14 protein-coding genes are annotated in these 12,474 nt (G+C 66.7%); 12 read left to right on the top strand and 2 right to left on the bottom strand.

What is annotated here, in order from left to right:
• Position 1 precedes the first annotated feature (1 nt).
• The 3 genes from GGR25_RS02040 (at position 2) to GGR25_RS02030 (ending at position 3,083) form a co-directional block, all read left to right on the top strand.
• On the top strand, positions 2 to 796 hold the full coding sequence (locus tag GGR25_RS02040; protein WP_183397057.1) for an SDR family oxidoreductase: 795 nt from the start codon (positions 2 to 4) through the stop codon (positions 794 to 796).
• 84 nt (positions 797 to 880) lie between these two features.
• Positions 881 to 1,831 (top strand): MurR/RpiR family transcriptional regulator, encoded by a 951-nt coding sequence (locus tag GGR25_RS02035; RefSeq protein WP_183397056.1) that lies wholly within the window; start codon positions 881 to 883, stop codon positions 1,829 to 1,831.
• Positions 1,832 to 1,940: 109 nt separating this feature from the next.
• Positions 1,941 to 3,083, top strand: a complete 1,143-nt coding sequence (locus tag GGR25_RS02030) for an amidohydrolase/deacetylase family metallohydrolase (protein WP_183397055.1) — start codon at positions 1,941 to 1,943, stop codon at positions 3,081 to 3,083.
• A 33-nt stretch (positions 3,084 to 3,116) separates the two neighbouring features.
• Here the strand turns inward: GGR25_RS02030 and GGR25_RS02025 are convergent, their stop codons facing one another.
• A complete protein-coding gene (locus GGR25_RS02025) occupies positions 3,117 to 3,488 on the bottom strand; it encodes a hypothetical protein (protein ID WP_183397054.1) in 372 nt (123 codons plus the stop codon).
• A 31-nt stretch (positions 3,489 to 3,519) separates the two neighbouring features.
• Between GGR25_RS02025 and GGR25_RS02020 the strand changes: the two genes are divergently transcribed.
• The 6 genes from GGR25_RS02020 to GGR25_RS01995 all read left to right on the top strand — a co-directional run bounded on the left by GGR25_RS02020 (position 3,520) and on the right by GGR25_RS01995 (position 8,956).
• Positions 3,520 to 4,752, top strand: a complete 1,233-nt coding sequence (locus tag GGR25_RS02020) for an ABC transporter substrate-binding protein (RefSeq protein WP_425486120.1) — start codon at positions 3,520 to 3,522, stop codon at positions 4,750 to 4,752.
• A gap of 303 nt (positions 4,753 to 5,055) precedes the next feature.
• Positions 5,056 to 5,928 (top strand): carbohydrate ABC transporter permease, encoded by an 873-nt coding sequence (locus GGR25_RS02015; RefSeq protein WP_183397053.1) that lies wholly within the window; start codon positions 5,056 to 5,058, stop codon positions 5,926 to 5,928.
• Entirely contained in the window at positions 5,928 to 6,758 is an 831-nt protein-coding gene (locus GGR25_RS02010; RefSeq protein ID WP_183397052.1) for a carbohydrate ABC transporter permease, read from the top strand. Before GGR25_RS02015 ends, GGR25_RS02010 begins: the two co-directional genes overlap by 1 nt.
• A 54-nt stretch (positions 6,759 to 6,812) precedes the next feature.
• Complete coding sequence (locus GGR25_RS02005; RefSeq protein WP_183397051.1) at positions 6,813 to 7,595, top strand: SDR family NAD(P)-dependent oxidoreductase; 783 nt, start codon at positions 6,813 to 6,815, stop codon at positions 7,593 to 7,595.
• A gap of 34 nt (positions 7,596 to 7,629) precedes the next feature.
• Positions 7,630 to 8,652, top strand: coding sequence for an aldose epimerase family protein (locus GGR25_RS02000; RefSeq protein ID WP_183397050.1), 1,023 nt, complete (start codon positions 7,630 to 7,632; stop codon positions 8,650 to 8,652).
• Between the two features lie 49 nt (positions 8,653 to 8,701).
• On the top strand, positions 8,702 to 8,956 hold the full coding sequence (locus GGR25_RS01995) for a ribbon-helix-helix domain-containing protein (RefSeq protein WP_183397049.1): 255 nt from the start codon (positions 8,702 to 8,704) through the stop codon (positions 8,954 to 8,956).
• An 11-nt stretch (positions 8,957 to 8,967) separates the two neighbouring features.
• On the opposite strand, the gene GGR25_RS01990 is transcribed toward GGR25_RS01995, so the two are convergent.
• Complete coding sequence (locus GGR25_RS01990) at positions 8,968 to 9,372, bottom strand: hypothetical protein (protein WP_183397048.1); 405 nt, start codon at positions 9,370 to 9,372, stop codon at positions 8,968 to 8,970.
• An 87-nt stretch (positions 9,373 to 9,459) separates the two neighbouring features.
• Between GGR25_RS01990 and GGR25_RS01985 the strand changes: the two genes are divergently transcribed.
• The 3 genes from GGR25_RS01985 to GGR25_RS01975 all read left to right on the top strand — a co-directional run bounded on the left by GGR25_RS01985 (position 9,460) and on the right by GGR25_RS01975 (position 12,439).
• On the top strand, positions 9,460 to 9,807 hold the full coding sequence (locus tag GGR25_RS01985) for a hypothetical protein (RefSeq protein ID WP_183397047.1): 348 nt from the start codon (positions 9,460 to 9,462) through the stop codon (positions 9,805 to 9,807).
• A 100-nt stretch (positions 9,808 to 9,907) separates the two neighbouring features.
• The gene (locus GGR25_RS01980; RefSeq protein ID WP_183397046.1) at positions 9,908 to 10,936 is read left to right on the top strand and encodes an acyltransferase family protein; all 1,029 of its coding nucleotides are present in this window, start codon (positions 9,908 to 9,910) and stop codon (positions 10,934 to 10,936) included.
• A 63-nt stretch (positions 10,937 to 10,999) separates the two neighbouring features.
• Positions 11,000 to 12,439 carry a cryptochrome/photolyase family protein gene (locus GGR25_RS01975; RefSeq protein WP_183397045.1) on the top strand — a complete coding sequence of 480 codons (1,440 nt, stop codon included), beginning with the start codon at positions 11,000 to 11,002 and terminating at the stop codon, positions 12,437 to 12,439.
• Positions 12,440 to 12,474 lie beyond the last annotated feature (35 nt).

Here is a 12,474-nt window from a genome sequence, read left to right as displayed (position 1 = left end):
AATGAAGCGTCTTGAAGGCAAGGTCGCCCTGGTGACCGGGGCGGTCGGCGGCATCGGCACGGCCATCGTCGAGGATTTCCTCGCCGAGGGGGCGAAGGTGATCCTCTGCGACGTGAAGGCGGAGGATGTGCTCGCCCGCACAGACGCGCTGGCGCGCGCCGGCTGGCCGGTCTTTGCCGCGCCGGCCGATATCGGAAACCTCGAGGCGCTGCGCGCGGCCGTCGATGCCGCGGTCGAGCAGGCCGGTCCGATCGATATCGTCGTTGCCAATGCCAATATTGGCGGACGCCCGGCGACGCTGGCCAAGACCAGTCCGGAAGCCTGGCGCGACGATATCGCCGACAATGTCGCCGGTCAGTTCCATACGATCGCGACGGCGATCGACGGCATGAAGGCGCGCCGTTCCGGTTCGATCGTGGTCGTCGGCTCGGTCAACGGCCTCGCCACGCTCGGCCAGCCGGCCTATAGCGCGGCCAAGGCGGCGCTGGTCAGCTATACCCGCTTCATGGCGACCGAATATGGCGCGTTCAACATCCGCGCCAACATCGTCTGCCCCGGCACGGTGCGTACGCCCGCCTGGGCCGAGCGCGTGAAGAACAAGCCGGAAACCTTCGAGACGCTGCTGAAATGGTATCCGCTGCGCCGCGTCGCGGAGCCGCGCGAGGTCGCGAAGGCGATCACCTTCCTCGCCTCGGACGACGCCTCCTTCGTCACCGGCGCCATGCTGCCGGTCGATGGCGGCCTGATGGCCGGCAACCGGCTGATGGCGAACGAGCTGACGCACGAGGAGATGTGATCGATCGTTTCGCGGCCCGCCAACCTGTGTCATTCTGAGGCGCGATTTGATCAGAAAATGAAACTTCCAGCTTCGGAACCTCCCATGCAGGGCGAGGACGACACGGGCCTATCGGGAACGCAGGACGGCGAGCTCGGGTCCGCCCAGGCGACCGCTGCGGACTATCCCGCGAACGATATCCTGGCCGTGATCGTGGACCGGGCGCCGCAGCTCTCGCGCTCGCATCGCAGGATCGCCGAGGCCATTCTCGGCTATCCCCGCCTGTTCGTGGAAAAGCCGGTCGAGGAACTCGTCCCCTGGCTCGGCGTCTCCGCGCCGACCATCACCCGCTTCGCTCGCCTGCTCGGCTGCGAGGGGCTGCGTGACCTGAAGCTCAAGGTCATGGGGTCGATGCGCATCGGCCTGCCCTATCTCGAGCCGCCGACGCCGCCGGCGACGCTCGCCGAGGTCTCGGAGCGCGTCGTCATGCGGGCCCAGGACGCGATCCTGCGGGCGCAGCAGACGATCGATCTCGGCGCATTGCAGCGCGCGATCGACATGATCGGCCGCAGCCAGATGATCTATGCCTTCGGCAGCGGCGGCGTTTCGAGCTGGCTGGTCGAGGAGGCGCATAACCGCCTCTTCCGCCTCGGGTTGCGCGTCAGCACCTCCTCGGACCACCAGATGCAGATGATGCTGGCCGCCACGGTCGGCCGCGACGACGTCATCCTGTGTTCCTCACTGAGCGGCACCAATCCGGAACTGATCCGCACGGTGAAGATCGCCGCCAGCTATGGCGCGGGCACCATCGCCCTCACCGTCCCACGTTCGCCGCTCGCGGCAGCCGTCGACGTGGCGCTGACGCCCGATGTCGCCGACGTGCTCGACGTGCGCGGGCCGACGCCGATGCGCTACGGCTTTCTCGCCGTGCTCGACATGCTCGCCTATGGCGCGGCGGTGAGCGCCCGTCCGGCGGCGCTCGAGAAGCTGCGCCGAATCAAGCAGCAATTCACGACCTATCGCGACGCGGACACGACCAAGTCGCTGTCGGATTGACGCGTGCGAAATGAACCAAAAATGAAAGAATGGCCTTGGCGATCGGAAGGCGCCGACGCATGATGCCGGGCGGGTGCGCGAGGAGCCTGCGCATCGTTATCGAGGCATCATGACATACGATCTCGTTCTGACGAACGGCCGCGTCATCGACCCGTCGCAGGGTCTAGACGCCGTCGTCGACGTCGCCTTCCGCAATCGCCAGGTCGCCGCGATCGGCGAAAACCTCGCCTCCAGCGCCGCCGCGGTGCAGGACGTTTCGGGCAAGCTGGTCACGCCCGGACTGATCGACCTCCACACCCATGTCTATTGGGGCGGCACTTCGCTCGGCGTCGATCCCGAGGCTTATGCGCGCCAGACCGCGGTCACGACCTGCGTCGACACCGGCAGCGCCGGCCCGGGCAACTTCCCCGGCTTCCGCAAGCATGTGATCGAGCCGTCGGCGATCCGCATCCTCGTCTATCTGCACGTCTCATTCGCGGGCATCTATGCCTTCTCGCCGCGCATCTCCGTCGGCGAAGGCCATGACCAGCGCCTGCTCGCCGCCCGCGACGCGGCGGAGGTCGCCGACGCCAATCGCGACGTGATCATCGGCATCAAGGTGCGCATCGGCCGCAACGCCAGCGGCCCCTCGGGCATCGCGCCGCTCGACGTGGCGCTCGATGTCGGCGACCAGACCGGCCTGCCCGTGATGGTCCATATCGACGAGCCGCCGCCCACTTATGGCGAGGTGGTGGACCGGCTGCGGCCCGGCGACGTGCTGACGCACGCTTTCCGCCCCTTCCCGAACGCGCCCGTCTCGGGCGACGGCAAGATCCGGCCGGAGGTCATCGCGGCGCGCGAGCGCGGCGTGATCTTCGACATCGGCCACGGCATGGGCTCCTTCGGCTGGAAGTCCGGCCGCGCGATGCTGGCGCAGGGCTTCCAACCCGACGTCATCTCCTCCGACGTGCATGCGATGAGCATTCACGGCCCGGCCTTCGATCAGGTCACGACACTGTCCAAGTTCCTCGCGCTCGGCATGCCGCTCGCTGACATCGTCGCCTCCTCCACGGTCAAGGCCGCCAAGGCGCTGCGCCGTCCGGAGCTCGGCACGCTGAAGGTCGGCGCGGTCGGCGATGCGAGCGTGCTGTCGATCCGCGAGGGCGCGTTCCCGCTCGTCGACGCGATCGGCGAGACGGTCACCGCGTCCGAGCGCATCTTCGCCGAGGGCATGGTGGTCGGCGGAAACTGGTGGCATCCTCGCGCCGACTGACGGCAGCGAGGCGGGCCGAGGCGGTCCCGGCAGTCAAACGTCATCGCCCTGCCGAGGCCGGGCGATGACGAATGCGGCATTGGCTGCCCTGATTTTGTTTTTTGGATCAATTCCTGTCCAGCCAACCGCTTCGTTGCGCGGCTTCCACAAACAAATGATGCGAAAATCAAAAATAACGCTTGGCAGAGGCCTGCGCGCGGTTTCATGATCGAGGTGTGAGCGGCGAGCAACGCTGCCCGGAAGAGGGAAGGCATCGCGCTCGGGCCAGGGGTCCGATGCGGTGAAGCGAGGGAGACCATCCGACATTTCGGAGTCCGCCGCGGCGGGCACCGCAAACCATTGTGGTGCGGCTCGCAGGGACGCCGGGAGATCGTCCCGGCGGCGCACATCTGTTTCAAAGAGCATTCACGCGATGAATGCCAGCAGGAGTGGTATGATGCACAAGACGGGAACACGCAGGGTTCTGAGTTTGCTGGCCGGCGCCGCCGCGCTGGTCGGGATGTCGACGGCGTCGGACGCCGCGACCATCCGCGTCGTGCTGGGCTACTACAGCGCCGCGACGCAGGGCCTCTTCGAGGAGATGGCCAAGGACTACATGTCCAAGCATCCCGGCGACGAGGTGAAGATCGAGGTCATCCAGTGGGATAACCTCCAGCAGCGCCTGACGACCGACATCGCCGGCGGCACCGCGCCCGACATCTCGATGATCGGCACGCGCTGGCTGCTCGACTACGTCAAGAACGACATCGCCGAGCCGATGGATTCCTACATCACGCCGGAATTCAAGGCTGGCTTCATCGACGCCTTCCTGGCGCCCTCGACGCTGGACGGCAAGCTCTACGGCCTGCCCATCGCGGCCTCGGCCCGCGCCATGTACTACAACAAGGACCTGCTGGCGAAGGCCGGCGTGAACGAGCCGCCGGCCAACTGGGACGGCGTGGTCGACACGGCGAAGAAGATCAAGGCGCTCGGCGGCGACAGCTACGGCTTCGCGCTGCAGGGCAAGGAAATCGAGACCGACGCCTACTGGTACTATTCGCTGTGGACCCATGGCGGCGAGATCATCAAGGACGGCAAGTCCGGCGTCGCCAGCCCCGAGGCCGTCGCAGCCCTCACGCTCTATAAGAGCATGATCGACGACGGCCTGACCGAGCCGGATCCGACGGGCCTGAACCGCCAGGACATCGAGCGCCTGTTCAAGCAGGGCCGCGTCGGCATGATCCTGACCGGTCCGTGGCTGCGCGGCCAGATCAAGGACGAGGCGCCGACGCTGAACTACGGCATCGCCCCGATCCCGGAAGGCACGACCAAGGCGACCTATGGCGTCACCGACACGCTGATGGTCTTCAAGTCCAGCCCCAACAAGGAGCTGGCGATGAAGTTCCTGACGGAGACGGTGTTCACGCCGGAATGGCGCATCAAGTTCTCGAAGGCCGAGGGCTTCCTGCCGGTCATGAAGGAAGAGGCCAAGGCGTTCGCGGATGATCCGCAGCTGAAGGCCTTCACCGACATGCTGGCCTATGCGCATTTCGCTCCGGCCGTCGCCAACTGGGAGCAGATGGTCGACGCGATCATCGCCGCCCTGCAGAAGACCTATACCGGCCAGTCCCAGCCTGAGCCGGCGCTGAAGGAAGCCGCCGCCACGATCGACGGCCTGCTGCAGCAGTAATCGCTGCCCCGCGCGGGCTCGCGGACGGTTCACCCGTCCGCGAAAACCGCCGGGCACCGCAACAGTCCACGCCGGTCACGGCCGGCGTGGAAGATAATGTGCAGCCGGAACCAACCGGGTCACATCCATCGTCCGGGCCCAACGCCCCGATGATTGTCTGCAGGAAGCGCCCTGGGCATCCCTTCGAGCCATGCGCGGCCAGTCGGCGCACCGAGCGCCACCGGTCGGCCTGGATGTTGATCGGCGTCAGAAGATCGCGAGGACTATAATTTGAGCGGAGCTGCCAATCCGTCGGCGAACGGGATGGGGAGCAAGACTGCGCCCTATATGCTGATCCTGCCCGCGATCCTGTTCGCGTTCTGGATCATCGGCTACCCGATCTATGATCTCGCGAACATGTCGGTGCACAGCGTGAACCGCTTCGGCGTGACCACGACGTTCAACGACTTCAACAATTACAGCCGCCTGTTCTCGCACCAGCTCTTCGTCGGCATGCTGGTCCGCACGCTGATCTGGACCTTCGGCGTCGTCGTCGGCACGATCGTCCTGTCCGTGCCGGTCGCGCTGATCCTCAACGAGAAGTTCTTCGGCCGCCAGATCGCGCGCATCATCATCATGCTGCCCTGGGCGGTCTCGCTCACCATGATGGCGATCGTCTGGCGATGGTCGCTGAACGGCCAGTCCGGCATGGTCAACGCGACGCTCTACCAGTTCGGCATGCTGCAATCGCCAATCGAGTGGCTCGCGACCGCCGGCACCGCCTTCCCGATCGAGATCGCGGTCGGCATCCTCGTCTCGATCCCCTTCACGGTCACGGTCTTCCTCGGCGGCCTCTCCTCGCTCCCCTCCGATATCTTCGAGGCAGCGCGGATCGACGGCGCCAGCGCCTGGCAGCGCTTCCGCTATCTCACCATGCCGCTGCTGAAGCCGTTCCTGAACATCGTGCTGGTGCTCAACTTCATCTACGTCTTCAACTCGTTCCCGCTGATCTGGGTGATGACGCAGGGCGACCCGGCCAATTCGACCGACATCCTGGTGACCTGGCTCTACAAGCTCGCCTTCCGCTATGGCGAGCTCGGCATGGCGTCGGCGCTGTCCGTCGTCATGTTCCTGATCCTGCTCGCTCTCACGATCACCTATGCGATGCTCGCCATGCGCAACGAGCGGAGGAACTGATGGAAAACAAGCTCCGCAAATCGCTCCTGCTCTGGCTTGCGCTGTCGCCGCTGATCATCATCATCCTGTTTCCCTTCGCGGTGATGCTCTCGACGGCGCTGAAGCCGCCGCTCGAAGTGCTCGTCTATCCGCCGACCTGGCTGCCCACCGAACTCCACTGGCAGAATTTCTCCGCCATGTGGGAGGCGGCGCGCATCGGCCCGGCCGTGTTCAATTCGACCTGGGTCAGCCTCGCGGCCACCGCCATCTGCCTCGTGGTCGCCATCCCCGCCGCCTATGCGGCGGCGCGCATGGAATTTCGCGGGCTGAAGCTCTTCCGCCAGTTCCTGCTGGTCACGCAGATGCTTTCGCCGATCGTGCTCGTGCTCGGCATCTTCCGCCTGATGGCGAAGATGGGCATGGTCGACAAACTGCCGGCGCTGGTGCTCGCCTATGTCGCGTTCAACCTCGCCTTCTCGGTCTGGATGCTGCAGGCCTATTTCCAGACGATCCCGCGCGAGCTCGAAGAGGCCGCCAAGCTCGACGGCGCCTCGGCCTTCCAGAGGCTGCGCCTCGTCTTCCTGCCGCTCGCCACGCCCGCCATCGGCATCACGGCCGTCTTCGTCTTCATCTATTGCTGGAACGAATTCGTGCTGGCCATGACGCTGCTGCGCTCGCCGGAGCACAACACGCTTACGTTCCAGGTGTTCTCGCTCGTCGGCGGCCGCTACCAGATCCAGTGGGAGCAGGTCATGGCGGCAACGCTTGTCGCCTCGCTTCCGGTCGCCGTCATCTTCGCCGTGCTGCAACGCTATCTCGTCAGCGGCCTCACGGTGGGCGCGGTCAAATAGCGACCGGCGCTCCCCGCGCCGGCTCCAAGAAACTCGAACGCAGAGGAGGCCTCCATGGGCTTGCAGGAATGGTTTGGTCTTGAGGGCAAGCGCGCGCTCGTGACGGGCGCCAGCCGTGGCCTCGGCCGCGAGATGGCGCTCGCGCTGGCCGCTGCCGGCGCGGACATCGTGATCACCGGCCGCACGCAGGAGACGCTGGACGCCACCGTCGCCGACATCAAGGCGCTCGGCCGGCAGGCCTTCAGCCTCAAGGCGGACATGGCTGATCCCGAAGAATGCGAGAGGGCCTGCGCGACCATCCTCGCCGATTTCGGCCCGATCGACATCCTGATCAACAATGTCGGCAACCGCGATCTCAACGTGCCGATCGAGGACGAGACGCTCGCCGACTGGCGCCACCTGATGGACCTCAACATCACCAGTTGCTTCGTCGCCACCAAGGCGATCGGCGGCGCGATGCTGAAGCGCGGCCAGGGCGGGCGCATCATCAACATCGCCTCGATCAGCGCGCTCATCGCCAATCGCGGCATCGGTGGCCGCCATTACGAGGCCGGCAAGGCCGCCGTGCTGCATTTCACGCGCTGCGCCGCCGCCGACTGGGCGCCGCATGGCATCACCGTCAACGCGATCTGCCCCGGTCTGTTCATGACGGATGCCAACCGCGCCTGGAACGAGAAGCGGCCGGAAGTCATCCAGACCTTCGTCTCCGCCGTGCCGATGGGCCGCGCCGGCAATCCGCCGGAGATCGGACCGCTCGCCGTCTATCTGGCCAGCCCCGCCGCGACCTATGTCACGGGCGCAGCCTATGTGATCGACGGCGGCTATACCCTCTGGTAGCCGCCAATCCGACATTTGCGATGAGGATTTCCCCGTGACGATCCGGGAATTCGCCCGCCTGCCGGACGGCACGGTGGTCCATGAGATCAGCCTTTCGAACGCGGCCGGCGCGACCGCGTCGGTGCTCACCTTCGGCGCGGCGCTGCGCGACTTCGTCGTGCCGCTTGCCGATGGCAGGCGCCGACGCGTCGTGCTCGGCTTCGACGGCATTGAGGGCTATCTCGACAATCCGCGCTATCTCGGCGTGACGGTCGGGCGCCATGCGAGCCGCATCGATGGCGGCCGCGTCGTCATCGACGGCAAGATCCATCAGCTCTCGCTGAACGCCGCCGGCATCCATCTCCATGGCGGCGCCACCGGATTCTCGCGCAAGGTCTGGGAGATCCGCGACCACGGCGCGGACTTCGTCACGCTCGGGCTCGTCTCGCCGGATGGCGATGACGGCTATCCGGGGCGCCTCGATGTCGCGCTCACCTATCGGCTCGCTCCGCCGGCGACCTTCTCGGTCGAGATCGCGGCGACGACCGACGCGCCGACGCTCGTCAGTCTGGCGCAGCATTCCTACTGGACGCTGACGCCCGGCGTCTCGACGCGCGATCATCTCCTGCGCTTCTTCGCCAGCCGCTACGTGCCCTTCGGCGACGACATGAACCCCAAGGGCACGATCGAGCCGGTGGCCGGTACGCCCTATGATTTCCGCGACGCGCGGGTGATCGGCGATCCGCGCTTCGGGACCGACTTTGCCTATGACTGCTATCTTGTGATCGATCGCGACGGGCCGGGTCTCGCCCCGGCGGCGCGCCTCGCGGCGCCGGACGGGAGCCTCGCGCTCGACGTCGTGACCACCGAGCCCGGCATCGTGCTCTATGACGGCGCCGGCCTCGCGCCGGGCGCGGCGGATCTCGGCGGCACGCTGCATTTTCCCAATGCGGGGCTCTGCCTCGAGCCGATGCGCTTCCCCGACAATCCCAACCGTCCGGCCTTCCCCTCGGCCCGGCTGAACCCGGGCGAGACCTATCGCCAGCGCACGGAATATCGCCTCGCCCCCGCCGCCTGACGTGTGCGGGGCGTTGCGGGGCGGGCGATTTTCTGTTAACGCTTATTCCATGAGTGAACAGACCGACGATCGCAGATCCAGGGGACGGCCACGCGGCCACGCGACGCTCGTGGGCGTGCGGATGCCGCCGGATCTGCTGGCCGCGCTCGACCGATTCATTGGCGAGGATGGCCGCGCGCTGTCGCGCCCCGAGGCGCTCAGGACCGCCTTCCGCGAATGGGCGACGGCGCGGGGCATGGTGCGCCACGGCCCGCTCGACGAGGGCCGCCGGCTTGAGGATTTGACTTCGGACAATGACGGCTAACGCCGCTGTGTTCAGACTGGGATCTGGGGAAGGCTGAGGAGCACCACCATGCGGATTTTCTTTCTCTCGCTGGCTTTGATTTCGAGCATGGCGGGCCTTTCGGCTTGCCAGTCCGGCGGGTCGAATTCGGGCGCGATGCAGGCGATGGACAACCCGCCGAACTCTTGCGGATCGGGCGGCTCTGCCGATATCGAGGATTGCAACAGCGGTCGCCGCTGAGCACTCAGGAGAACAGTCATGCGGACGGCATTGCTTTCTATGTGCCTCATGGCGAGCCTTTTCGGCATCGCCGGTTGCCAGGCAACCGACAATCCGAATTCGCCGGCCATCCAGGCGCTGGACAACCCGCCGAATTCCTGCGGCCCCGGCGGCTCGCAGAACATCGAAGACTGCCAGAGCGGCGGTCGCTGATGCATGATGCCGGAGCTTTGCGCCCGCAGAGCTCCGGTGCATATCAGGGCGGCGCTCCCTGGGAACGCCGCCATAATTGTTGGAGAAGGCCGATGAGACGGATCCTGCTTTCCATTCTCGCGCTCACCGCGACGGCATCCGTCGCCGCGGCGCAGGACGTCCCGGTGACCGCGGTCAATCCGGCTCCCTATCGCAAGCTCTCCTGCGAGCAGATCGCCTTCAAGATCCGCCAGCTGAACGGGCCGATCGGCAATGACAGCTCGACGCTCGCCGGGCTGCAGCGCGCCCAGAATCCGGTGCTGTTCTTCTTCACCGGCTTCGGCTCGCGGACGTCTGAATATGATCAGTCCCTCGCGCTTGCACGCGGCGAGCGCAACGCGCTGATCGCCGTCGCCGTCGAGAAGGACTGCGCGGCGAAGCTGCTGGTTCCCCAGCGCTGAACGGATTGGCCCGCCGATAGGGCCGATTTTCTGCGATCGGATTAACCGGGGCCTTCCGAAGGGGCGGTAATTTGCGCTTCCGTCCACGGAGGGAGGCGTCATGCCGCCGGCCACGAAGAAAGCGCGCGTCGACTGGATCGACTATGCCAAGGGCTTCTGCATCATCATGGTCGTGATGATGCATTCGACGCTCGGCGTCGAGAAGGCCGCGGGCGCCGAAGGCTGGATGCATTATCTCGTCGCCTTCGCCAAGCCCTTCCGCATGCCGGATTTCTTCATGATCTCCGGCCTCTTCCTCGCCCAGGTGATCGATCGCGACTGGCGCACCTATGCCGACCGCAAGGTCGTGCATTTCGCCTATTTCTACGTGCTCTGGCTCGTCATCCAGTTCGCCTTCAAGGCGCCGGGCATGGTCGCCGAGGATGGCGCCGCCGAGACGCTGCGCCAGTTCGCGCTCGCCTTCGTCGATCCCTTCGGCACGCTCTGGTTCATCTATCTGCTGCCGGTCTTCTTCGTCACCGTGAAGCTGCTCCGCCGCGTGCCCTGGCCGATCGTCTGGCTCGTCGCGGCGGCGCTGGAGATCGCCAATATCGAGACGGGCTGGGTCCTGCCCGACGAGTTCGCCGCCCGCTTCGTCTATTTCTATTCGGGCTATATCTTCGCGCCGCAGATCTTCCGCATCGCCGCCACGGTGCTCGCGAAACCCTGGCTCGCCGGCGCGGGCCTCGCGGTGTGGGCGCTGCTCGAAGGCGTACTGGTCTTTGGCGGCTATTCGGAGCTGCCCTTCGTCAGCCTCGCCCTCGGCATGGTCGGCGCGGTCGCGGTCATCACCATCTCGGCGCTGCTGTCCAAGGCGGATATCATGGCGCCGCTGCGCTATTGCGGGCAGAACTCGATCGTCATCTACCTCGCCTTCTTCCTGCCCATGGCGGTGACGCGCACCCTGCTGCTGAAGACCGGGATCATCACCGATATCGGCACGATCTCGCTCATCGTCACGGCAGTCGCCTCGGTCGTGCCAATCGTCATCTTCCAGCTCGTGCGCGGCACGCCGCTCAAGTTCCTGTTCGAGCGCCCGGCCTGGGCAAGGCTCGAACGCGGCTCGCCGCGCCTCGCGGCGGCCGAGTGATCCGGCGAAGAGACCGGACGGTCCCCCTTGCCGGGTGATGCGCCGAGCGCTAGCTCGCCTCGGATGAGCACGTCCTCCGCCGACCAATCCGCCACGAGCCTCGTCTGGTTTCGCGAGGATCTGCGCCTTGCCGACAATCCCGCGCTCACCGCCGCGATCGAGCGCGGCGGGCGTCTGGCCCTCGTCTATATCCTCGACGAGGAAAGCGAGGGCACCCGGCCGCTCGGCGGCGCGTCGCGCTGGTGGCTGCACCATTCCCTCGCGGCGCTCTCGAACGATCTCGCCGCGCATGGCTACCGCCTGATCCTGCGCCGCGGCCGGGCGGGCGACATCCTGCCGGCGCTCATCCAGGAGATCGGCGCGAACGCGGTGGACTGGAACCGCCGCTATGGCGCAGCGGAACGCGCCGTCGACGCCACGCTCAAGACCACGCTCCGCGGGCAGGGCATCGCCGTCGAGAGCCATCAGGCGGGCCTGTTGTTCGAGCCCTGGACCGTCACGACGGGGGCAGGACAGCCCTATCGGGTCTTCACCCCGTTCTGGCGCGCCTGTCTGGCGCGCGGCGAGCCCCGCCCACCCCTCCCCGCCCCGCATGACTGGCCGCCCCCCGCCGATGGCGCCGCCTCCGACGACCTCGCGGACTGGGCCCTGCTGCCGACCAAGCCGGATTGGGCCGCGGGCCTGCGCGAAAGCTGGCAACCCGGCGAGCGCGGCGCGCAGGCGCGGCTGGCGCAGTTCCAGGACGAAGGCCTGCCGCATTACGCCGGACAGCGCGACCGCCCCGACATCGACGCGACCTCCCGCCTGTCGCCGCATCTGCGCTTCGGCGAGGTCAGCCCGTTCCAGCTCTGGCACGCCGCCGGAGTCGCCGGACGGCAGGAGACGATGGGCCGGCGCAATATCGACAAGTTCCTGTCGGAGCTCGGCTGGCGCGAATTCTCCTGGCATCTCCTGTTCCATTTTCCGGACCTGCCGGACCGCAATTTCCAGCCGCGCTTCGATGCGTTCCCGTGGCGGGAGCCGGACGCGGCGGACCTTGCCGCGTGGCAGCAGGGGCGCACCGGCATCCCGATCGTCGATGCCGGGATGCGGCAGCTCTGGCACACCGGCTGGATGCACAATCGCGTGCGGATGATCGTCGCCTCGTTCCTGATCAAGAACCTCCTGATCGACTGGCGGATCGGCGAGGCGTGGTTCTGGGACACGCTGGTCGATGCCGATGCGGCGAGCAATGCCGCGTCCTGGCAATGGGTCGCCGGCTCGGGCGCCGATGCCGCGCCCTATTTCCGCGTCTTCAACCCGGTGCTGCAGGCCGAGAAATTCGATCCCCGCGCCGACTATATCCGCGCTCATGTGCCGGAGCTCGCCGCCCTCCCGGCGAGCGAGATCGCGCGGCTCACGGCCGGCGGCCACGCGCGCGGCTATCCGGCGCCGATCGTCGACCTTCAGGAAAGCCGCCGCCGCGCCCTCGACGCCTTCGCAAGCCTCAAGGCGGACGAGTGAAACAAACTTGCTGACTTCGGCCTCTGTTGGAAATT

The organism is Kaistia hirudinis (genome assembly GCF_014196455.1).
GTDB lineage: Bacteria > Pseudomonadota > Alphaproteobacteria > Rhizobiales > Kaistiaceae > Kaistia > Kaistia hirudinis.
The sequence above is the reverse complement of the archived record's forward strand: the minus strand, read 5'-3'. Positions and strand labels throughout refer to the sequence as shown.

Bases quoted from the DNA above. Each gene is read 5' to 3' on its own strand.
- GGR25_RS02040 (WP_183397057.1), top strand. From the start codon at position 2: ATGAAGCGTCTTGAAGGCAAGGTCGCCCTGGTGACCGGGGCGGTCGGC.
- GGR25_RS02035 (WP_183397056.1), top strand. From the start codon at position 881: ATGCAGGGCGAGGACGACACGGGCCTATCGGGAACGCAGGACGGCGAG.
- GGR25_RS02030 (WP_183397055.1), top strand. From the start codon at position 1,941: ATGACATACGATCTCGTTCTGACGAACGGCCGCGTCATCGACCCGTCG.
- GGR25_RS02025 (WP_183397054.1), bottom strand. From the start codon at position 3,488: ATGCTCTTTGAAACAGATGTGCGCCGCCGGGACGATCTCCCGGCGTCC.
- GGR25_RS02020 (WP_425486120.1), top strand. From the start codon at position 3,520: ATGCACAAGACGGGAACACGCAGGGTTCTGAGTTTGCTGGCCGGCGCC.
- GGR25_RS02015 (WP_183397053.1), top strand. From the start codon at position 5,056: ATGGGGAGCAAGACTGCGCCCTATATGCTGATCCTGCCCGCGATCCTG.
- GGR25_RS02010 (WP_183397052.1), top strand. From the start codon at position 5,928: ATGGAAAACAAGCTCCGCAAATCGCTCCTGCTCTGGCTTGCGCTGTCG.
- GGR25_RS02005 (WP_183397051.1), top strand. From the start codon at position 6,813: ATGGGCTTGCAGGAATGGTTTGGTCTTGAGGGCAAGCGCGCGCTCGTG.
- GGR25_RS01995 (WP_183397049.1), top strand. From the start codon at position 8,702: ATGAGTGAACAGACCGACGATCGCAGATCCAGGGGACGGCCACGCGGC.
- GGR25_RS01990 (WP_183397048.1), bottom strand. From the start codon at position 9,372: ATGCATCAGCGACCGCCGCTCTGGCAGTCTTCGATGTTCTGCGAGCCG.
- GGR25_RS01985 (WP_183397047.1), top strand. From the start codon at position 9,460: ATGAGACGGATCCTGCTTTCCATTCTCGCGCTCACCGCGACGGCATCC.
- GGR25_RS01980 (WP_183397046.1), top strand. From the start codon at position 9,908: ATGCCGCCGGCCACGAAGAAAGCGCGCGTCGACTGGATCGACTATGCC.
- GGR25_RS01975 (WP_183397045.1), top strand. From the start codon at position 11,000: ATGAGCACGTCCTCCGCCGACCAATCCGCCACGAGCCTCGTCTGGTTT.